This is a genomic window from Actinopolyspora sabaoui (genome assembly GCF_051225635.1).
GTDB lineage: Bacteria > Actinomycetota > Actinomycetes > Mycobacteriales > Pseudonocardiaceae > Actinopolyspora.
The window spans coordinates 179,791-198,544 of the sequence record NZ_JBMIHH010000002.1 but is presented as its reverse complement, the minus strand read 5'-3'; the positions used below and the strand labels follow the sequence as shown (position 1 = coordinate 198,544).

At 65.4% G+C, this 18,754-nt stretch carries 19 protein-coding genes and 1 pseudogene; 10 read left to right on the top strand and 10 right to left on the bottom strand.

Annotation, left to right across the window (positions count from 1 at the left end; all coding sequences use genetic code 11):
• Positions 1–94 precede the first annotated feature (94 nt).
• Positions 95–430 carry a hypothetical protein gene (locus tag ACOQFL_RS03400; RefSeq protein ID WP_435542627.1) on the bottom strand — a complete coding sequence of 112 codons (336 nt, stop codon included), beginning with the start codon at positions 428–430 and terminating at the stop codon, positions 95–97.
• Positions 431–859: 429 nt separating this feature from the next.
• On the opposite strand from ACOQFL_RS03400, the pseudogene ACOQFL_RS03395 reads away from it, so the two are divergent.
• Positions 860–1,156, top strand: a pseudogene (locus ACOQFL_RS03395) (N-6 DNA methylase); the annotation flags it as partial.
• An 89-nt stretch (positions 1,157–1,245) separates the two neighbouring features.
• Positions 1,246–3,390, top strand: coding sequence for a type ISP restriction/modification enzyme (locus ACOQFL_RS03390; RefSeq protein ID WP_435542626.1), 2,145 nt, complete (start codon positions 1,246–1,248; stop codon positions 3,388–3,390).
• Between the two features lie 184 nt (positions 3,391–3,574).
• Here the strand turns inward: ACOQFL_RS03390 and ACOQFL_RS03385 are convergent, their stop codons facing one another.
• Together ACOQFL_RS03385 and ACOQFL_RS03380 are read right to left on the bottom strand one after the other, a co-directional pair.
• Positions 3,575–3,775, bottom strand: a complete 201-nt coding sequence (locus ACOQFL_RS03385; RefSeq protein WP_435542625.1) for a DUF397 domain-containing protein — start codon at positions 3,773–3,775, stop codon at positions 3,575–3,577.
• Positions 3,772–4,611, bottom strand: coding sequence for a helix-turn-helix domain-containing protein (locus ACOQFL_RS03380; protein ID WP_435542624.1), 840 nt, complete (start codon positions 4,609–4,611; stop codon positions 3,772–3,774). The genes ACOQFL_RS03385 and ACOQFL_RS03380 overlap by 4 nt, the downstream gene beginning before the upstream one ends.
• A gap of 219 nt (positions 4,612–4,830) precedes the next feature.
• Here ACOQFL_RS03380 and ACOQFL_RS03375 point away from each other — a divergent pair, with 219 nt between their 5' ends.
• From ACOQFL_RS03375 to ACOQFL_RS03355, 5 genes are all read left to right on the top strand, one after another.
• On the top strand, positions 4,831–5,112 hold the full coding sequence (locus ACOQFL_RS03375; RefSeq protein WP_435542623.1) for a hypothetical protein: 282 nt from the start codon (positions 4,831–4,833) through the stop codon (positions 5,110–5,112).
• The gene (locus tag ACOQFL_RS03370; RefSeq protein WP_435542622.1) at positions 5,096–5,617 is read left to right on the top strand and encodes a hypothetical protein; all 522 of its coding nucleotides are present in this window, start codon (positions 5,096–5,098) and stop codon (positions 5,615–5,617) included. The genes ACOQFL_RS03375 and ACOQFL_RS03370 overlap by 17 nt, the downstream gene beginning before the upstream one ends.
• A 131-nt stretch (positions 5,618–5,748) precedes the next feature.
• Positions 5,749–6,177 (top strand): hypothetical protein, encoded by a 429-nt coding sequence (locus ACOQFL_RS03365; RefSeq protein WP_435542621.1) that lies wholly within the window; start codon positions 5,749–5,751, stop codon positions 6,175–6,177.
• 346 nt (positions 6,178–6,523) lie between these two features.
• Positions 6,524–6,850: a hypothetical protein gene (locus tag ACOQFL_RS03360; RefSeq protein WP_435542620.1), complete on the top strand. Its 327-nt coding sequence runs from the start codon at positions 6,524–6,526 to the stop codon at positions 6,848–6,850.
• A 136-nt stretch (positions 6,851–6,986) separates the two neighbouring features.
• Entirely contained in the window at positions 6,987–7,412 is a 426-nt protein-coding gene (locus ACOQFL_RS03355; protein ID WP_435542619.1) for a MazG nucleotide pyrophosphohydrolase domain-containing protein, read from the top strand.
• Between the two features lie 39 nt (positions 7,413–7,451).
• Here ACOQFL_RS03355 and ACOQFL_RS03350 read toward each other — a convergent pair whose 3' ends face one another.
• Positions 7,452–8,837: an FAD-binding oxidoreductase gene (locus ACOQFL_RS03350; RefSeq protein ID WP_435542917.1), complete on the bottom strand. Its 1,386-nt coding sequence runs from the start codon at positions 8,835–8,837 to the stop codon at positions 7,452–7,454.
• Between the two features lie 98 nt (positions 8,838–8,935).
• On the opposite strand from ACOQFL_RS03350, the gene ACOQFL_RS03345 reads away from it, so the two are divergent.
• Complete coding sequence (locus tag ACOQFL_RS03345; RefSeq protein WP_435542916.1) at positions 8,936–9,886, top strand: helix-turn-helix transcriptional regulator; 951 nt, start codon at positions 8,936–8,938, stop codon at positions 9,884–9,886.
• On the opposite strand, the gene ACOQFL_RS03340 is transcribed toward ACOQFL_RS03345, so the two are convergent.
• On the bottom strand, positions 9,883–10,086 hold the full coding sequence (locus ACOQFL_RS03340) for a hypothetical protein (RefSeq protein WP_435542618.1): 204 nt from the start codon (positions 10,084–10,086) through the stop codon (positions 9,883–9,885). The two genes, ACOQFL_RS03345 and ACOQFL_RS03340, sit on opposite strands and share 4 nt — an antisense overlap.
• Positions 10,087–10,386: 300 nt before the next feature.
• On the opposite strand from ACOQFL_RS03340, the gene ACOQFL_RS03335 reads away from it, so the two are divergent.
• Complete coding sequence (locus ACOQFL_RS03335; protein WP_435542617.1) at positions 10,387–10,677, top strand: WhiB family transcriptional regulator; 291 nt, start codon at positions 10,387–10,389, stop codon at positions 10,675–10,677.
• Positions 10,678–10,873: 196 nt separating this feature from the next.
• Here ACOQFL_RS03335 and ACOQFL_RS03330 read toward each other — a convergent pair whose 3' ends face one another.
• The 5 genes from ACOQFL_RS03330 to ACOQFL_RS03310 all read right to left on the bottom strand — a co-directional run bounded on the left by ACOQFL_RS03330 (position 10,874) and on the right by ACOQFL_RS03310 (position 17,277).
• Complete coding sequence (locus tag ACOQFL_RS03330) at positions 10,874–11,701, bottom strand: SAM-dependent methyltransferase (RefSeq protein WP_435542616.1); 828 nt, start codon at positions 11,699–11,701, stop codon at positions 10,874–10,876.
• Positions 11,702–11,735: 34 nt separating this feature from the next.
• Positions 11,736–12,938, bottom strand: coding sequence for a DUF418 domain-containing protein (locus ACOQFL_RS03325; RefSeq protein WP_435542615.1), 1,203 nt, complete (start codon positions 12,936–12,938; stop codon positions 11,736–11,738).
• 227 nt (positions 12,939–13,165) lie between these two features.
• A complete protein-coding gene (ispG, locus tag ACOQFL_RS03320; RefSeq protein WP_435542915.1) occupies positions 13,166–14,290 on the bottom strand; it encodes a flavodoxin-dependent (E)-4-hydroxy-3-methylbut-2-enyl-diphosphate synthase in 1,125 nt (374 codons plus the stop codon).
• A gap of 17 nt (positions 14,291–14,307) precedes the next feature.
• On the bottom strand, positions 14,308–16,116 hold the full coding sequence (locus ACOQFL_RS03315) for a 1-deoxy-D-xylulose-5-phosphate synthase (RefSeq protein WP_435542614.1): 1,809 nt from the start codon (positions 16,114–16,116) through the stop codon (positions 14,308–14,310).
• A 147-nt stretch (positions 16,117–16,263) separates the two neighbouring features.
• A complete protein-coding gene (locus tag ACOQFL_RS03310; RefSeq protein WP_435542613.1) occupies positions 16,264–17,277 on the bottom strand; it encodes a 4-hydroxy-3-methylbut-2-enyl diphosphate reductase in 1,014 nt (337 codons plus the stop codon).
• 303 nt (positions 17,278–17,580) lie between these two features.
• Between ACOQFL_RS03310 and ACOQFL_RS03305 the strand changes: the two genes are divergently transcribed.
• Entirely contained in the window at positions 17,581–18,345 is a 765-nt protein-coding gene (locus ACOQFL_RS03305; protein ID WP_435542612.1) for an IclR family transcriptional regulator, read from the top strand.
• The last annotated feature ends 409 nt before the right edge of the window (positions 18,346–18,754 follow it).

Here is an 18,754-nt window from a genome sequence, read left to right as displayed (position 1 = left end):
TCACGAATTCGATCGTCACCGTATGAAGGAGTCACTAGGGATGGAGTCGAACGCTGGGCCGACTTGGTTGGCGGACATAGTTGCTACGTTTGGCTCAGCGTGCAAAGACAAACTTGCGGGTCCCGGTGATCGCGAGGCCGCCATCCGCGCGCCTATAGAGTCTTTTCTTGCTGGCTTCGGTGGTCAGCTCGGCCTGACTGTGGTCCCTTACGACGAGGTCCGCGACGCGGACCGTAGTGTACGTCCGGACTATGCGATCAGCGTCGATGGTGTGATTACCGGATACATTGAGGTTAAAAAGCCTGGGTGCTCCATCGACCCAGAGGCGTTCCGCGGCCATGACCTGCAGCAATGGCGGCGTCAGCAGGATCTTCCCAACCTGCTCTACACCAATGGCACCGAGTGGCGGCTCTGGCGCGACGGACAACAACAGGGAGAGCCAGCCTTCTTGCAAGGTGGGCCGTTGAAGTCAGCTGGTACTTCTCTCGCACCTGATGGGGCTATCGAACACCTGCTGACGCAGTTCCTTCGGTGGCGACCAGCACCAGTAACCAGTGTGCAATCACTGGTGCGAGCTGTTGCCCCACTCACGCGCCTGCTGCGTTCAGAAGTTCAGGACCAGCTCTCCATCGAACGTCGGCGGATCAAGGAAGGTGCTGACAAAGACCAGCAGCTTTTCTTGGGGCTCGCCCGCGACTGGCGTGAGCTCCTGTTCCCACAGGCCAATGACAGGACTTTCGCCGACGGCTACGCACAGACCGTTACTTTCGCCCTGCTACTCGCACGGACAGAAGGCATCTCGCTCACAGATGGATCACTGCACGACGTGGGACAGCGTCTTGGCGAAGAGCACTCCCTCATGGGGAGATCTTTGCAGTTGCTGACTCAGAATATTGCGAGTGATTTTAAAGTTACGCTCAATCTGCTCGTGCGGGTGATCGACGCGGTCCGCTGGGAGTCAGTGCGGAGTGGGGAGTTCGACACTTATCTTTACCTGTATGAATACTTCCTGGATGCCTACGATCCGGAGCTTCGGAAAGAGTCGGGTGTTTATTACACGCCCCGTGAGGTAGTCGAGGAAATGATTCGTCTCACTGAGGACGTACTCATCACGCGGCTCGACAAAACTAGGGCTTTCGCTGACCCTGATGTGATGACCGTGGATCCAGCGATGGGGACCGGAACGTACCTGCACACGATCATCGAGAAGGTGGCACGCGCGGCAGTAGCTGAAAACGGACCGGGGTGGCGCGCGGCATTATCGAGGAATTTGCGGGACGTGTGGCAGGTTTTGAACTCCAGATGGGGCCGTACGCTGTTGCGGAGCTGCGTACGACAGATCTGCTACGCAAGTACGAGGCGAATTCGCCCCCGAACGGGATGCGTACGTACGTCACGAACACGCTGGACGATCCCTACGCGGATATCGCTGAACTGGGTTCTGCGTTCAGGGTCATCTCGGCTTCGCGTCGCAGGGCCAACGAGGTCAAGGCCCGCACGCCGGTCACCGTTGTCATCGGAAACCCACCCTATCGAGAGCGGGCTGAAGGAAGCGGCGGTTGGGTGGAATCAGGTCAAGAAAGTACGCGTCACTCCAAGCAGAATCCGTGGGTACCGCTCGACGACTTCAAGGCGCCCAGCGCTAGCGCGCATTCCCACAATCTCAAAAACCTCTACGTGTACTTCTGGCGCTGGGCAACTTGGAAGGTGTTCGATGCTCACGAGGACGACAGCTCCGGAGTCGTCTGTTTCATCACACTCAATGGCTTCCTCCGTGGCCCAGGATTTACTGGGATGCGGGAGTACCTTCGTCGCACAGCCTCCGAAGGCTGGATCATCAATGTCACGCCAGAAGGGCATCGCCCTGATGTCCCAACCCGTCTCTTTCCCGGTGTGCAGCAGCCGATCGCTATCGCACTTTTCGTCCGCCAGCCTGACGCCGACCCATCAGTCCCGGCAACTATTCGCTACACCGAGCTGCATGGTCACCGCAATGAGAAGCGCGAAGCGCTGGCCTCCTTGGATCTGGACAGCTCGAACTGGCGAGAAGTCCGCACCTCGTGGCAAGCCCCACTGACGCCAGCCGCCGACTCGAATTGGGATGATTATCCAGCCCTGTCCGATATTTTTCCCTGGACATCGCCAGGTGTGACAGGCAACAGGGGGTGGCCCTACGCTCCCTCTCGAGAAGTGCTGCGTCAGCGCTGGCGCACCCTGATAGCCGAAGATGACCAAGAGACGAAGGAAAACTTCTTCAAGGAGACCCGAGACAGGAAAACGAGCTCAGTAAAGCCGCCACTTCCCGGTAGCGACACGACAGACTCAAGCATTCCTGTCGACGATGAGAAATCAGATAAAGATGTAACCCCCATACGAGTCGGTTACCGTTCCTTTGATCGGCAATGGTTGATCCCTGACAATCGAATTCTTGACATGCCACGTCGAGATCTCTGGGCCAGTCGAATGGCCGGACAAGTTTTTGTGGTGGAACAGCACTCTCATGAGATCAGTGATGGACCTGGCCTCGTGTTCACTTCTCTATTGCCAGATTTGCATCACTTCAACAATCGTGGTGGCCGCGCCCTTCCTCTGTTTCATCCAGATGGTTCAGCTAACCTGGCTCCGAAATTCAAGGAGGCTCTGGCCGAGATTCTGGACCTCAATCAGATAGAGTCGGAAGACGTCATAGCTTACGTTGCCGCTGTCGTAGCCCATCCTGATTTTACCACGCGTTTTTCTGATGAATTGACTACACCCGGAATTCGAATACCGATCACTCTGGATGCGGATCTGTGGCAGGAGGCCGTCACACTAGGGCGTCAAATTGTGTGGCTGCACACCTACGGCGAGATATTTGACGATACAACAGCGGGACGGCCCAAGGGGAAAGTCAAAGCTGGCCTCGATGAAAACCGGATTCCCAAGGAACTGGTAGCGGTCTCGGCCATGCCGAATACCCTGCATTACACAGAGGAGCGACGGACACTCCACCTCGGAGAAGGTGTTTGGGGGCCAGTGGAGCCAGGGGTGTGGGAATACAGTGTCGGCGGCAAGAACGTTATTCGATCCTGGTTCAATTACCGGAAATCCACACCGGGAGGTAAGAAAACGAGTCCTCTAGATAATATAAACCAGGAATCCTGGCCACACGAGTGGACCATCGAACTGATCGAGCTACTTGCTGTGCTTACCCAACTGGTAGATCTGGAAACTCACCAAAGTGACCTACTTGACCGTATCCTGATGGGCAAGGTTGCTCGCTCACAGTACCTTCGCGACATCGGCATCCGATGGCCAGCGCAGAAAAAGGACCGAAAGGTTCGCTATCCTCGGACCCTCTCGCGCGATAGCCGCGAAGATGATCAAGGTGGCCAACAAACGTTTCTTTGAAACTGTTTAAAGTACTTTTGTGGCGAGGATGTGCACTGCTTGAATCCACGTTAGGATCCAGGCGTACGTGAGAGCTTCGTCGTCGAGTTGTTCGATCTTAGCGAAGCGGCATCCGCTGCATCATAAAGAGAGGCATGAAAAGTCCCGCCCGATGGCGCATCGGGCGGGACTTCACGGCGGTGTTTCAGCCGTCGAGGCGGTCGCTTTTGATCGCATCGAGGAAGGCGGTGAAGCGGTGCGGGGAGACCGCGAGGACGGGGCTGTCGGTGCCGAGCTTGCTGTCCCGGAGGAGAGCTGTCCCCGGTAGGTTCTGGGCGACCTCGACGCAGTTGCCTCCTCCAGTACCGCTTTGACTGGATCTACGCCAGTTGGCGAACTCGCTCACTGGTTCTCCTGTTTATCGTGTTGCGCTGCGTACTCCGCGATGACCTGCATCGAGTCCGTAGGGCTCAATGCCTGTGGGTCTAACCTGCCGAGCAACGCTCGAAAGGGTGACACGTCTTCAGCCGAGTCCAGGATAAACCCGGCGTTGATGGCTTCGGCGTGGACGTTGACATCGCCGTTCGACAGTTCCAGGACCGTGAACTGCCCATCCACACCGCCGTGGATTCCCAGAGACAGCGGGAGAACGCGGATAGTGATATTGGATCGCTTCGCCGCGTGTTCGAGATAGCGGAGTTGCTCCGACATCACCCCGTGGCCTCCCACGGGGCGCATGAGCACGGTCTCGTCCAGATACACAATCAGTTCGACCGGATGGTCCTGCTCCAGGATCTCCTGCCTGGTCAGCCGAACCGCGATTCCCTCACCGATGCGATCTGTTTGGCTTGTTTCCAGCGCTGCTCGCGTGTAGGCACGCGTCTGCAACAGGCCGGGAACCAACTGCGGAGCGACCTCGGTGATCCTCGTCGCGCGTTGTTCCGCGTCGATCAACCCGGTCAGAACATTGGGAAGTCCTCGGTTCGCTTCCCACCAAGCCGGCTGATCGAGTTCTCTCGCCATCTTGAGCAGCTGCTCACGCTCGTCCCCTGTGACACCGAGCGCGACAAGAAGCGCTGATACGTCCGCTTCGGTAATGCCGGTTTCAGCACGTTCAACGCGGCTGACCTTCGCTTTGGACCAGCCGACAGCGGCACCCGTACTTACCAAGGACAACCCGCGCTGTTCCCGACGCTCTCGCAGCTCTTTGCCCAGCGTTCGCGCCCTCGGTGTGTTGGCCATGTGAACAGCCTACGAGTCCGACAGTCATTCAGGAGATCCCCCGAACGAGGCATTGAGAAGTTTCACTTCCTCTTGAGAAGGTGCAACACGTGAGAAGTTGCAGACAGATAAGAGAAGTACGCTTTAGCGGCATGAGGCACGTGCAAGCACCAAGGAACTCGTTCGTGCTGCATACCGAGCTCCTTCCTCATTCGCTCCAAATTAACGAGGTGGTGTGAGGTGGGTTCGTTGTTTCCGCGCAGCCTGGTGTTTGTGGTGTTGGCCGCGACCGAGGCCGACCACCGGTCTGGCCAGCTGCCTCGGTTGCATGCGATCGAGTATCACCCGGACGAGTACACGGCCTCGTGGGTGCTGTCGCTGTGTCAGGTTTATCTGGGGTTGGGCGAGATCACGCCGTTCGCCGAGCCCGAAGCCGATCCCGAGCTGTGTGCGCAGTGCTGCTGGGCGATGGCGGGGTCGGGTCGGCGGGGGCGGGTGGTGCGTCATGCCGTCGCTGGTTGAGTCGTCCGTGCCGCCGCCTCGGTTCGTGACCGGCACGGAGTCCGGGACGATTCATGCCACCGCGCCTTCCATAAGCGAGGCCAGCGCTCGTGCGGGTCAAGGGTTCGTGGCGTGTTTCTGCGGGCAGGCGGTCGAACTCGCCCCGCACCCGCCGGAGCGGGTGTTGGGCGGGTGGCACCACTACTGCCGGGTGTGCACCGAGTATCTGCTCGCCGCCAGTGATCCCTATCCGCCGAGTCCGACGAATCTTTACGAGCCGTGGCTTCGCGAGCTGGCCGAGCTCGATGTTTCGGCCGCTGTGGACGGTGTGTCGGAGTGGTCGGTGGTTCCGTGCCGTCAGCAGCGTCACGGCCGAACCGTGCTGCGGCTCAAACCCACCGCTCAGGGCATCGCGATCCTCGCGCCTGCCCCGGCCGCTGCCTCGCTGTTCACGCTCGCCGAGGCGCGGCAGTTGCGGGACGCGCTGGAGGAGGCCATCGGTGCCAGAGCGGGGTGGTCCTCGTGACGCTGACCCTGCTGCTGCTCGCCCTACGCCACCTGCTCACCAAACGCCGTGTTCCCGGGAGGGGCCGTGTCCGAGTTCGAGATCGCGGTGCTGCTGCTGGCGCTGCTCGTGCTGCTGTTGGCGCGGCTGGCGTGGGGACCGAACCACTGAACACCAGTAGTGGGCACGCCTGGTTCTCCAGCGTGTTCGAGTCCCGCTGGCACGCCTGCCCCGCCAACACCGAAGCCCACGCCCACGGGGTGCGGGCGCTGTGCGGGCACCTGTCCCGCCGCGGCCCCTACCGCAGCCGGGCCACCAACAGTCCGCCCGACGAGGACGACCGGTCGGTCTGCGACGCCTGCCTGCACACCATCGGGCACCTGCCGCCGTACCTGCCTCGGCTGCGTTCACTGCGGATCATCCACAGCGACACCGAACCGGGCTGGCCCGTCACCGAGCAGGACTGGCCGACGACCGAGCCGGGCCGGCCTGTCGCTGATCCCGACGAGCCTGCCGAGGACACCACCGCCAGTCCTTGTCCAGTGAGGACTTTCAACGACGGTCTCCGCCAAGCGGCCTGACCCCTGACCCGGGCGCGTGCCGTGAAACCCCCGACACTCCGGCACGCGCCCGCCTCGGCCCCGCACACCGCCGTGCGGGGCCACCCACACCGTCAATTTCGTGGGAAATTGACACCCCCACCCCGTCAATTTCCCGCGAAATCGCCGCTGCCGGGGTGTCAATTTCTCGCGAAATTGACACCGCCCAACGGTGCACACCCCAGGCCGGTGCCGCGCCGGCCGCTCCCTTCTCCGGGCCGGCGCGGCACCACCCCGGCCGGGAAAGGGCCGCTCCCACCCCCGGCCGGGGGTTCAAACACCACACCACCGAAATACCGAACCATCGAACCGAGCAGGACCCACCGCCATGCCCCGACTCTGCCCGACCACCACGATCCTGCTGCGCGAATGCACCGGAACCGGGCTGGCCGTAGCGGATTTCGCCTACAGCGGCTGGATCACCGTCGTCCTGAACCTGTCCCTCGTCTCGACGATCACCCACCCCGACGAACCAAACATCGAACTCCACGCTTTCTTCGCCACACTGGCCTGCCTGCTGTGGTGGACAGGCGTGGGAGGACTCCACCTCGCCGGATGGCGACCAACCTGGCCCATCCTCGTCGGTCTGCTCCTCACCGGAGTTCACACGATCGAGCTCACTGTCGCGGCGGTGGTGGCTCACCACCTCGGCTGACACCGAGCCTCGTCACGAATACCACTGCGAACCAGCTCTCGCGTCCCGGACGCTCGCTATCGTGCCACCCGCGAGCGCGTTCCCGCCGGGAGCACCGATCGCGTCCGCACCCACCCCGCGACCCCGAAGGACCACGATGCGACCGCTACCGGCCGAAGCGAGGCTCGCCGAGATCCAGTGCTACGTCACCGAGATGGAAACCGAACGCGGTTTCGCCGACAGCACCGTGCTGGAGCAGTCCCTCAAACTCGGCGAGGAGTACGGCGAGCTGTGCAAGGCCATCCGCGAGCGCTCCGGCCTCGCGATCGATCCCGGATCGGCAACGGGCAGCGTCGGCGGTGAACTCGCCGACGTCCTCATCTATCTCTGCGCCATCGCCAACCGTTTCGACATCGACCTCGACGAAGCCCTGCGCGGCAAGGAACGCCGCAATGAGGCACGAACCTGGCTCCCGACCACACCAGAACCAGCCGGCACCGAGCACCCCGTCGATTTCTCGCGAGATTCGCGGGCGGCAGCGACGACCTCTTCCGCCCCAGAACCGACGAGGGAGGACAACTGAACGACGGCAGCTGTCCCGTACCGCACCCCGACTCGGGTTTCACCGCTCCGTCTTCAGCGGCGGTATCGGGTGGTTGGTGTGCAGCAGAGCGTCCGGATCGTAGTAGGCCTTCAGCTCCGCGAGCCGCCGGTACGTGGCCGGGTCGAAGGCGGTGCGTACCCGTTCCGGTTCGAGGGAGCCGTAGCTGAAGTTGAGCGAGTGCCCGAGTGCCCGCGCCTCGAAGGGCGCCAGCACCTCGTCGTGCGGCTTCCGGACCTCTTCCTCACCCGAACCGGGTTCGAGCGGCGACAGCACCCCCAGCGAGAACCCGGCAGTACGGTGTCCGACCGAGTCGGGAACCTCCGACTCCCGGGCCAGCGCGCCGCCGAGGTGCCGGATGCCGGTCACGCACATCACCGGTTCCTCCGGGCCGGTGCGTTCGACCAGATCGGACAGCTCCCGGTCGCCGAGATTGTCGAGCAGCAGGTTCCTGCCCCGGTAGCCGTGTGGCTGCTCCGGTTCGTCGAACACCGCACCGGACTCGGAGTACGGCAGTTCGCGCAACGTGTCACCCAGCGGTTCCCCCAGGCCACGCAACGGCTCGACCAGTCGTTCGCCCTCCTCGGCGGCCCCGAGGTAGCTGAACTGTAGTTGTGCCACGTGCCGCCCGCGCAGCGACTCCGGAACTCCAGGAACGTCCGGGTAGGGCAGCATCGTCACCGCCGAGGTCATCTCCTCCGGAACGGTGCCGGTCCAGTCCCGCCAGGCGCGCAACACCTCGGGTACCCGTGCGAGGTCGAAGAACAGCCCACCGCCGTAGATCCGCTCCACCGGCAGCAGCCCGATCTCCACACCGGTGACCACTCCGAAGTCGCCACCGCCGCCACGGAGCGCCCGGAACAGCTCCGGCTCATCGGAAGCCGTCACCCGGCGGTGCGCCCCGTCCGGGGTGACCACGTCGAGGCGGTGCACGTGGTCGGCGGCGAAGCCGTGGCGGCGGGCGAGCAGCCCCACCCCGCCACCGAGGGTGTAGGAGATCGCGCCCACCCCGGGAAAACTGCCCGAGGGCGGTGCCAAGCCGTGCGGCGCCGCAGTCTCGATCACCCGTTGCCAGTCGGCGCCCGCCTCGATCCACGCCGTGCGCGCTCGCGGATCGACTCGGACTCCCGACATCCGCCGCGTGTCGAGCAGCACCCCACCGCGCAGCGCGGTGCCGCGCCCATGGCCGGTGGCCTGCACGGCCAATCGTTTTCCGGAGTGGGCGGCGAACTCGACCGCGGTGCGCACATCGCGTTCGTCGGTGGTCTCGACGACCACATCGGGGCGGTGCGGATCGAGTAGTTGGAAGCCGGTCGTGGAACGGTCGTAACCGCTGTCCGTCGGTGTGGTTACCGGCCCATGGAGGTGGTGGCGCAGTGCGTCAACGGTCGGTTTCGGGTTCGTCATGTCGGTCATGTCGGCACGCTACGAACCGTCGCGGACAGCTGGTGTCCGCGAACGACGGCAGACTGGAAAACGTGGAACCGGAACAGGTGCGCGGTGACATGCCCGCGCGCATACTGCGATTGCTCGCGCTGCTGCAGAGCAGGCGGGAGTGGTCCAGTGCCGAGCTCGCGGAGCGGCTCGGAGTCACCCGGCGGACCGTGCGCCGTGACATCGACCGGCTGCGCGCCCTCGACTACCCGGTTGTCGGCACGACCGGCACCGCCGGTGGTTACCGGCTCGCCTCCGGTGAGCGGCTGCCACCGCTGGTGCTGACCGACGACGAGGCCGTCGCCGTCGCGGTGGGACTCGTGCGGGCAAGTGGCAGCGCCGTCACGGGTATCTCGGAGAGCTCGATGCGTGCGCTGGCCAAACTCGAACGGATGCTGCCCACCAGGTTGCGCCCCCGGTTGGCTGCGCTGGCCGAAACGAGCACCGCGGTCGAACGCGGCGAGCAGACTTCGGTGGATGCGGGCGTGATGGCGGTGTTGGCCGGTTGCGCTCGGGACCGGGAGATCGTCTCCTTCGACTACCGGGACCGCCACGACACGCCGAGCGCTCGACGCGTCGAGCCGCACAGCCTGGTCACCGTGCACGAGCTCTGGTACCTGCTCGCCTTCGACCCCGACCGCGCCGACTGGCGCACCTTCCGGGTGGACCGCATCGAGCGACCCACCCGCACGCATCGGTCCTGTCCCTCGCGCCGCCTACCAGCGCCGGACGCGGCGAGCTACCTGAAGAGCTCGTTCGCGACCGCCTCCTACCGCTACACCGCGCGGATGGTCGTGCGACTACCAGCCGAGACCGTGCGCGCCGGAGTCTTCGGACCGATCCCCGGTGAGATCAGGGAGGACGGCGCGGAGCGGTGCGTGGTGCGGCTCAGCGCCGAGTCGCCGGAGCTGGTCACGCAGTACGTCGCCGTGGTGGCGGCGTTGGGCGGTGAGTTCACGCTGGACACCTGCGAGGAGATCGCGAGTCGGCTGCGCAGGCTGGGGAACCGGTTCGCCGGTTAGTCGTGCTGTCCCCGCGGTTTCCGTCGGCCGGTGCTACGTAGGCGTCGCCGGGCCAGCTCGACCAGACAAATGAGCAGCAGAACGGTCGAAACGAGTACCAGGGCCCAAGTCACCGGAGCGGGCAACAAGGAGTCCGACGGCGAGGTAGCGGCAAGGAGCAGCGTCAGGGTGGTCAGCGTGATCGTCGCCGATAAAGCCATGAGCAAACCGGTCGGTGTTTGTCCATTGGGGGTCCTCTCGCCGTGCTCGGTTAGGATGAAACCGGTTGAGCAGTCAGCCGGCACGGCATCCGGACAGGATGCCGCGTTCCGAGCCGTCCACGGCGCTCGGCTGTTCTCTCGACCGATTCGTGCTCAACTCGGGTTCGCGTGGTCCTGTCCGACTTCGGAAAGGACACGACCACGTTGGTCAGACCCGACAGTGACTTATCCCCGAGTTCGCAGACACCGTACGTATCCGGGCGGTTCACCAGCGCCGGAAACGGCCCGGTACCGCGCCCGGTGGACCGACATTGGAACTGGCAGCTCCATGCCTCCTGCCGTGGGGCGGATCCGAACATCTTCTTCGCTCCGGATGGCGAGACCCGCAGCGACCGGGAGCGGCGCCAGCGCATCGCCAAGTCGATCTGCCAGGACTGCCCGGTACGACAGCTGTGTCTGAACCACGCGCAAGCGGTCGGCGAGACCTACGGCGTCTGGGGCGGACGCACCGAACTCGAGCGCAATCCGAGCAACCGCCGAAGCGGCTCAGCACGAGTGGGAGCGGACGTTTCCAGGGGGATCGAACGGTGAGCTTCACCGCACCGGGCCGGGCCTCGGGGCGAAGAGCTCGATGAGCTTCCGGAACTCGACGGGATCACTCTCACCGAACGGACTCGGCTGCCGCGAGCCGATCCGACCTTTCCCGGAGACGAAGCGGACCGAATCCCGATCCGCCACGCCCGAGCTTCATCCGGCTCGCTTCCCCAGCGGGCGCAACGCGCCTCGGTCACCGCAGTATGCCGACCCCGGCGTAGGCGTTGCTGCGTGCCGCGTACTCCTCGGACACCGGTTCGTCCGGGCGCCACTGCGCGCTGGGGACCACACCGGGGTCGAGCAGTCCGTACCCCGCGAACATCTCCAGGACCTCCTCGTGGGTCCGGGTCCGCAGCGTGGGGGTGGTGGTGGTCTCGAAAACCTCCTGCGCCCCGTCGATCTCCTCCTCCGAGATGTCCAGCATCGCGGAGTTCGAGATCGCGAGCGCGCTGCCCGGCACGCAGGCATCCCGGTACCGCGCCATCAGCGCAGCCGGATCATCGAGGTCGAGGATGTCCAGGATCGCCACGGCGAGCACGGCCACGGGACGGTCGAAGTTCAGCAGCTCGGTCACGCCGGGAGCGTTCAGCACGGCCTGAGGGTCGGTGATGTCGGCCTGGGTCATGGTGCAGAGCGGATCGTCGGCCAGCAGCTGCCGGGCGTGGTTGGCCGCGATGGTCTCGATGTCGACGTAGGCCACCCGAGCGGCCGGGTTCACCTGCTGGGCGATCTCGTGCACGTTCCCCTTGGTGGGGATCCCGGAACCCAGATCGAGGAACTGGTCGATTCCCGCCTCGGCACAGACGCGGACGGCGCGGCCCAGGAAGGCCCGGTTGATGTGGGTCCACTCCACGTTTCCTGGAAACGCCCGCAGCAGTTGTTCGGCCGCCTCGCGGTCGGCGACGAAGTTCGCCGAGCCGCCCAGGAAGTAGTCGTACATGCGGGCGATGTTCGGGGTGTACGGGTCGAGCCCACCCGCTTCCGAGTCCGCGGCCGCACCCGTTTCGTCGTGTTCGCGCATTGGAAACAGCCTGCCACGCCGTGAAGCCGTTCGGCTATTCGGATGTGGAGTTTTCCGTAGTTGTCGGGTTTCCCCGCACGATCGTCTTTTCGACGACGGCGGAAAGACGGTGCAGCACCCGTTCCAGCGGGCCGCGCCCCAGGAACCGGCGCCAGAGCGCGGCGCACAGCAGCGCACCCACGGCCAGCACCAGCCACAGTGTGTAGGGGCTTTCGCCTCTCAGCTCCGCGAGCACCTCGGATCCGAACGCCCCCAGCACCAGCAGGTGCCCCGCGTAGGAGGTCAGCGCCAGCGCGCCGACCGCGGCGATCGGGAAGAGCAGGGTGCGCGGCCGCTCCACGAACAGACACAGCCCGATCACGGTGAGAGCGACACCGGTGGCGCCGATGATCTCGAAGGTAGTTCCGCTGTGCGCCCCGGCGGTGAGCAGATAGACCGGATCCCGCGTGGGAACCGTTCCCCGGTAGACCCCCACGAACCGCTCGAAATCGCCGAAGACGTGCAGGGCCAGCCATGAGACACCGTAGCCGAGCAGGGCCAGCCCGATCCCGAACGCCACCGTCGGCCCTCCGCGCCCGCGTGGCCCGAGACGGCCAAGCGCCATACCAGCCAGCAGGAACGGAATCCAGGTCAAGACGGGATAAGCGCCGGTGAGCACGATGATCCGAAAGGCGTCCGCCACCCCTTCGAGCGAGGTGAAGTCGGCGAGCTCCGGTGTGTATCGGAGCCGGTTCGGGGTGGCCATGCCGCTCCGGGCCAGGAAGGAGACCAGCGGGGCCACCGCGGCGAGTGCCGCTGCCAGCACCGCCAGCCAGGTGGCCCGCAGCGGCAGCAGCGGGATGGCGAGCAGGAACAGCACACCGTAGAAGCTCAGGATGACCAGGGCTGGCACCTGCATGCCGGCCAGCACCAGGCCGAGCACGAACAGCACCGCGGCCCGCACCGCGATCCGCACGGCCGAGGCCGTTCCGCTCCGCCCACCGTGTGGTTCGGTGCCGCCGCCGAGCAGCGTGATCGACACACCCGCCAGCACGGCGAACAGCGCCGCGGAACGCCCCGAGACCAGCGTGTACAGCCAACCTGACGGCACGGTGTGCGCGGCGAACATTCCCAGCACGGCCAGGCCACGAGCGATGTCGATGCCCACCAGGCGTCCGGCTCGCGAGGTGGACGAGGCGGTGTGTGGGGGAGTGGTGGTCGATGCCCCCGTCCTGGAGGGTGCGGTTGAATCGGTCACCCCTCGATGATGAGGGCCGGCCCGTCATCGCCGGATCGGCCGAACGACCATGTTCCTCCACCACCCTCCTCCGAGCCGCCCACGACCCCGGTTCCGGAGGGGAAGCCCGAGGTCGTGAGGCGGTTCCCGAGCCGCGCGCGGCGATTTCTCGCGAAATCGCCGCGCATTCGGGGCCGGGAAAGGTTCCGCCGAGCGAGCACTTCCCCAACCCGAGCGGGAAACTTCGATCAGGAGACGCTGACGACCGGTTCGCCAGACTCCTCGCTGCTGTCCGAGAGCCGCAGGGCCTCCTCGATCAGGGTCTCCACGATCTGGCTCTCGGGCACGGTCTTGATGACCTCGCCCTTGACGAAGATCTGTCCCTTGCCGTTGCCCGAGGCGACCCCGAGGTCGGCCTCCCGGGCTTCGCCGGGGCCGTTGACCACGCAACCCATCACCGCCACCCGCAGCGGCATCTCGATGCCGTCCAGACCGGCCTTGACCTCGTCGGCGAGCTTGTAGACGTCCACCTGCGCTCGGCCGCAGGACGGGCAGGAGACGATCTCCAGCTTGCGCGGCCGCAGGTTCAGCGACTCCAGGATCTGGGTACCGACCTTGACCTCCTCCACCGGCGGGGCCGACAGCGAGACGCGGATCGTGTCGCCGATGCCCTGCCGCAACAGCGAACCGAAGGCCACGGCCGACTTGACCGTGCCCTGCATGGCGGGACCGGCCTCGGTCACACCGAGGTGCAGCGGGTAGTCGCACTGCTCGGCCAGCAGTTCGTAGGCCCGCACCATCACCACGGGATCGTTGTGCTTGACCGAGATCTTGACGTCGTGAAAATCGTGCTCGGCGAACAGCGAGGCCTCCCACAACGCGGATTCGACGAGCGCCTCCGGCACGGCCTTGCCGTACTTCTCCATCAGACGTTTGTCCAGCGAGCCCGCGTTGACACCGATGCGGATCGGGGTGCCGTGGTCCTTGGCCGCCTTGGAGATCTCCTTGACCTGATCGTCGAACTTGCGGATGTTGCCCGGATTGACCCGCACGGCGGCGCATCCGGCCTCGATGGCCGCGAAGACGTACTTCGGCTGGAAGTGGATGTCGGCGATCACCGGGATCTGCGACTTCTGGGCGATCGCCGGCAGCGCCGCTGCGTCGTCGGCGGTCGGGCACGCGACGCGCACGATGTCGCAGCCCGAGGCGGTCAACTCCGCGATCTGCTGCAGGGTTCCGTTGATGTCGGTGGTGTTCGTCGTCGTCATCGACTGCACCGAGACCGGGTGGTCACTGCCGACTCCGACGGGACCCAGCCGCAGCTGGCGGGTCCTGCGACGTTCGGAAAGCACGGGCGGGGGAGTTGTCGGCATGCCGAGCGCCACCTGTGTCAATGGGGGGTTCCTTCCAAGTGAGTCTGGTTCCGGTTCCCGAGTTCGTCGTGCAGCGTTCGGGCGCGTTCGGCGACGGCATCGGCGCTGAGACCGTTCTCGGCCAGCAGTCCGCCGCGATCGCCCTGGTCCACGAAGGAACGCGGCAGTCCGAGGTTGTGTACCGGCGTGGCCACGCGCTCCTCGGTGCAGGACTGTGCGAGTGCCGCGCCCACGCCCCCGCTGCGCACCCCGTCCTCGACGGTGATGACCAGCCGGTGCCGGGAGCTGAGGTGTACCAGGGTGGGAGACACCGGCAACAGCCAGCGCGGGTCCACGACCGTCACACCGATCCCCTGCTCCGAGAGGGTGTTCGCCGCCTCGACGGCGGTTCCCGCCAGCGTTCCGGTGGCGACGAGCAGCACGTCCAGCGGCTGGGACCTGCTGCGGAACAGGATGTCCAACCCGTCCATGCGGTTGAGGGCGGGAATGTCGGCACCCACGCTCCCCTTCGGGAAGCGCAACGCGCTCGGGCCGTCCTGGATCGAGACCGCCTCGCGCAGCAGCTCGCTCAGCCGGGTGGCGTCCCGCGGCGCCGCCACCCGGACCTCCGGGACCGTGCCCAGCAGCGCCAGGTCCCACATGCCGTGGTGGCTGGGGCCGTCCGGTCCGGTGATTCCGGCGCGGTCCAGCACGAACGTGACCGGCAGCCGATGCAACGCCACGTCCATCATGATCTGGTCGACCGCACGGTTGAGGAACGTGGCGTACAGCGAGACCACGGGGTGCAGCCCACCCATGGCGAGCCCGGCCGCGCTGGTGACGGCGTGCTGTTCGGCGATGCCCACGTCGAACACCCGCTCCGGGAACCGCTCGGCGAACTCGAGCAGCCCCACCGGGCGCAGCATCGCCGCCGTCACCGCCACGAGATCGGGGCGTTCCTCGGCGAGTTTCGTCAGCTCCGCGCCGTACGTCTTGGTCCAGTTCGGTGCCGAGGCGGCGAGTGGGGTTCCCGCCTCGGGGTCTATGGGCCCGATGCCGTGCATCCGGTCGGCCACGTCGTTCTCCGCGTGGGAGTAACCCCGCCCCTTCTCGGTGACACAGTGCACCACCGCGGGGCTGTTCAGCTCCGCCGCGTGTCGCAGTGCCCGTTCGGTGGCGGCGATGTCGTGCCCGTCCACCGGTCCGCTGTAGGCGAAGCCGAGAACCTCGAACAGATTCGGTCCGTGCTGCGTGCCCGCACGCAGCTCGGCCAGATGCTCGGCGATCCCGCCCACCGTGGGGCCGTACGAACGGCAGTTGTCGTTGAGCACGACCACCACTCGTCCGGCGCCGTTGCCCAGGTTGTTCATCGACTCCCAGGCCAATCCGCCGGTCAACGCACCGTCGCCGATCACGGCGACCACCGGGTCGTCGGTCTCTCCCAGTACACGACGTGCCTTGTCCAGACCGTCCGCGTAGGACAGCGCGGTGGAGGCGTGCGAGTTCTCCACGTGATCGTGCTCGGACTCCGTGCGGAGTGGATAACCGGACAGCCCGCTCGCCTTGCGCAGCGAGCCGAAGGCCTCCTGCCTGCCTGTGAAGAGTTTGTGGACGTATGCCTGGTGACCGATGTCGAACACGATCGGGGTCTCGGGCGAGTCGAAGACCCGGTGCAGCGCTATGGTCAGCTCGACGACGCCCAGGTTCGGGCCGAGGTGCCCGCCGAGGCGAGCGACCCTGTCGATGAGGAATTCCCTGATCTCGGTGGCCAGTCCGTCCAGCTGCTCCGGTTTCAGTTCCTTGAGTCGCTGGGGACTGGTGATAGTGCTCAGTAAGCTGGCCGTCATATCGTGCCGCCCGTTCCTGCGTGAAGAGTGTTCGATTCCCGCGGCCGGCGGGGTGCCGCCCGGTGTAGCCTCCCGCGTCGAGCTCCGGCGAGGGGTCCGCGACCGAGCGCCCCGTTTGAGCGGAGAGGCCCGGTCGGAGAGGCCCGGTCAGCTGCCGCCGTTACCGGCGGGCCGTTCCGCCGCGCCTTCCCTGCCGCCGCGCAGCACCGACGGGAGCTCGAAGTGCATCGTCTCGTGGGTGAACTCGCGTTCCGCGACAGTCGCGGGTCCGAAACCACGCAGCGCCTCGACGACCTCGTCGACCAGCTTCGGCGGTGCCGAGGCACCCGCTGTGACACCGATGGTTCCCACACCGTCGAGCCAGTCGGCGGTGATGTCGCTCGCGTCGTCGATGAGCTGCGCGGGTGTCCCCTGCCGGCGGGATATCTCAACCAGCCGTACCGAGTTGGACGAGTTCGTCGAGCCGACCACCAGAACCAGGTCGGACTCCGCGATCACGTCGTCGAGGGCGTGCTGGCGGTTGGTGGTGGCGTAGCAGATGTCCTCCGAGGCCGGTTCGCTCACGTTCGGATACTTCTCGCGCAGTGCCCGCACGAAATCGTTGGTCTCGTCCACGGCGAGCGTGGTCTGGGTCAGATAGGAAACCCGCTCCGGGTCGGGAACGGAAAGGTCGGCGACCTCGTCCGCGTTCTCGACGAGCACAGTGGACTCGGGGGCCTCGCCGAAGGTTCCCTCGATCTCCTCGTGCCCGGAGTGCCCGAAGAGAACGACGGTGTCACCGCGGGCGGCGAAGCGGCGCGCTTTCGCGTGGACCTTGCTGACCAGGGGACATGTGCCGTCGATGACGTCCAGATTCTTGCGCTCCGCCTCTTCCCGCACGGCGGGAGAGACCCCGTGCGCGGAGAAAACCAGGGTCGCTCCGTCGGGCACCTCGTCGAGCTCCTCGACGAATATCGCGCCCTTGCTCGCGAGGTCGTCGACGACGTAGGAATTGTGCACGATCTCTTTACGGACGTAGATCGGGGGAGTGTATGACCGCAGAGCTCGTTCGACGATCTCGATGGCTCGTTCGACTCCGGCGCAAAAGGACCTTGGACTGGCGAGCAGGATCCGACGCGTGTCGGCGTCCGGGGTGTGCTCGCCCGAACTCTTGGGTGCCATGATTCCGGACGCTAGGTAACGCCGAACCGCTCCTCAACGGCCCGTTCCGTTTTTCAGAACTCCGCTGCTCTTCGCCGTGCTGCCCTTCGACGATGTGAAGCCGGTTACGGAACGGAGTCGTTACGTGCCAGGCTCGGTGAATACAGGGGACAATCGTTTCACACGGTCTTTTTCCGGTTCCGTCGGCACGGTAGAAAGAGTGCGGCGGGAAGGGGAGGAAAGCAGTGGAGGTATCGCGTTGAAACTCGCGCACGCTGTCCGGAGCCCGTCCGTGTCACCCGGATTCTCGGGACGATCGAGACGATGCGCAGGGATATGACAGAGAGCCCGGGCGAACCCCTCAGGAAGGCTTTCGTCGTTCTCGAGGAAATATCGGGTTCCTCGAAGCCGTTGACCCTGTCCGAGATTTCGCAACGAGTCGATTTCCCGAAGTCGACGCTGCATCGACTGATGCGAGTTCTGACGGAGATCGGTGCGGTGGTGCGTCTGGAGACCAAGGCGTACGAGCTCGGTGACTATTTTTCCCGGTTGTCAGCCGTCCGTGGCAAATCCAGGGTGGAGGAATTCAGTGAGGTGATCACTCCCCACCTGATCGACCTGTTCCGGCAAGTCCACTGCGTGGTGAGCGTCGGGATGCTCTCCGCGGCGCGTGTGCGATACGCGGGAACCCTCTACCACCGGGAGGACGCCCGGATCGCCCGCACGTTCCGACACCCCGTGCCGGTCCACCGTTCCGCCGTGGGCAGGTTGTTGCTCGCCGGGAGTTCGCGCGACTGGGTGGAGTTCCACGAGGCCGCCTCAGCCGTGTATGCGCCCGGGGCGATGACCAATCCGAGTCGGCTCAAGCGGGAGTTCGAACTGATCGGACGTACCGGTGTGTCCTGTCTCAGGAGCGAACACAACCCTGAACTGGTGGAGGTCGCCGCCCCGGTGTTTCTCGGCGGTGAGGGGCCGTCGGCCGCCGTCGCCGTCGCAGGGACCGTGAGCCGGACGAACCTCCGGACGGTGACACGTACGCTGCTCGAAACGGCCGGGGCCATAACCGACAATCTCGCCGAAGCCGGATAACCGTGCTGCGTAGTCCCGGTTCGCCTGGCGGTGCTGGTGGCGGAACCTCCGGCACGGCTCTCGCTGCGGGGAGGCCCGACCTCGGGTAGCGACCTACACAACGTCGGGCCTTCCTCGCGAGAGCCGCACGGGAGAACCCGCGGTCGGTCCTGTCGCGAGAGTGGTCGGGGCTCGGCCCGCGAGGGCGGTCGGAGTGCGGCCCGCGAGGGGGTCGGTGCGCGGCTCGAGTGCCCCACGGGCGCGGCGATTTCGTGGGAAATTGACGGCGCCTTGGAGTGGTTCCGGGCACTCTTGCCCTGCGGTGATTTCGTTCGGGCATCGATCGATGCGAAACGGGTGTTTGAACGGCATCAGCACCGGCGCCATGGTGGATTCCGGGGAGGGGGTCGGTGTGTGTGGTGGTGATACC

Bases quoted from the DNA above. Each gene is read 5' to 3' on its own strand.
- ACOQFL_RS03340 (WP_435542618.1), bottom strand. From the start codon at position 10,086: ATGGCTTTATCGGCGACGATCACGCTGACCACCCTGACGCTGCTCCTT.
- ACOQFL_RS03345 (WP_435542916.1), top strand. From the start codon at position 8,936: ATGCCCGCGCGCATACTGCGATTGCTCGCGCTGCTGCAGAGCAGGCGG.
- ACOQFL_RS03330 (WP_435542616.1), bottom strand. From the start codon at position 11,701: ATGCGCGAACACGACGAAACGGGTGCGGCCGCGGACTCGGAAGCGGGT.
- ACOQFL_RS03350 (WP_435542917.1), bottom strand. From the start codon at position 8,837: ATGACGAACCCGAAACCGACCGTTGACGCACTGCGCCACCACCTCCAT.
- ACOQFL_RS03305 (WP_435542612.1), top strand. From the start codon at position 17,581: ATGCGCAGGGATATGACAGAGAGCCCGGGCGAACCCCTCAGGAAGGCT.
- ACOQFL_RS03315 (WP_435542614.1), bottom strand. From the start codon at position 16,116: ATGACGGCCAGCTTACTGAGCACTATCACCAGTCCCCAGCGACTCAAG.
- ACOQFL_RS03360 (WP_435542620.1), top strand. From the start codon at position 6,524: ATGCCCCGACTCTGCCCGACCACCACGATCCTGCTGCGCGAATGCACC.
- ispG (WP_435542915.1), bottom strand. From the start codon at position 14,290: ATGCCGACAACTCCCCCGCCCGTGCTTTCCGAACGTCGCAGGACCCGC.
- ACOQFL_RS03370 (WP_435542622.1), top strand. From the start codon at position 5,096: ATGCCGTCGCTGGTTGAGTCGTCCGTGCCGCCGCCTCGGTTCGTGACC.
- ACOQFL_RS03310 (WP_435542613.1), bottom strand. From the start codon at position 17,277: ATGGCACCCAAGAGTTCGGGCGAGCACACCCCGGACGCCGACACGCGT.
- ACOQFL_RS03355 (WP_435542619.1), top strand. From the start codon at position 6,987: ATGCGACCGCTACCGGCCGAAGCGAGGCTCGCCGAGATCCAGTGCTAC.
- ACOQFL_RS03380 (WP_435542624.1), bottom strand. From the start codon at position 4,611: ATGGCCAACACACCGAGGGCGCGAACGCTGGGCAAAGAGCTGCGAGAG.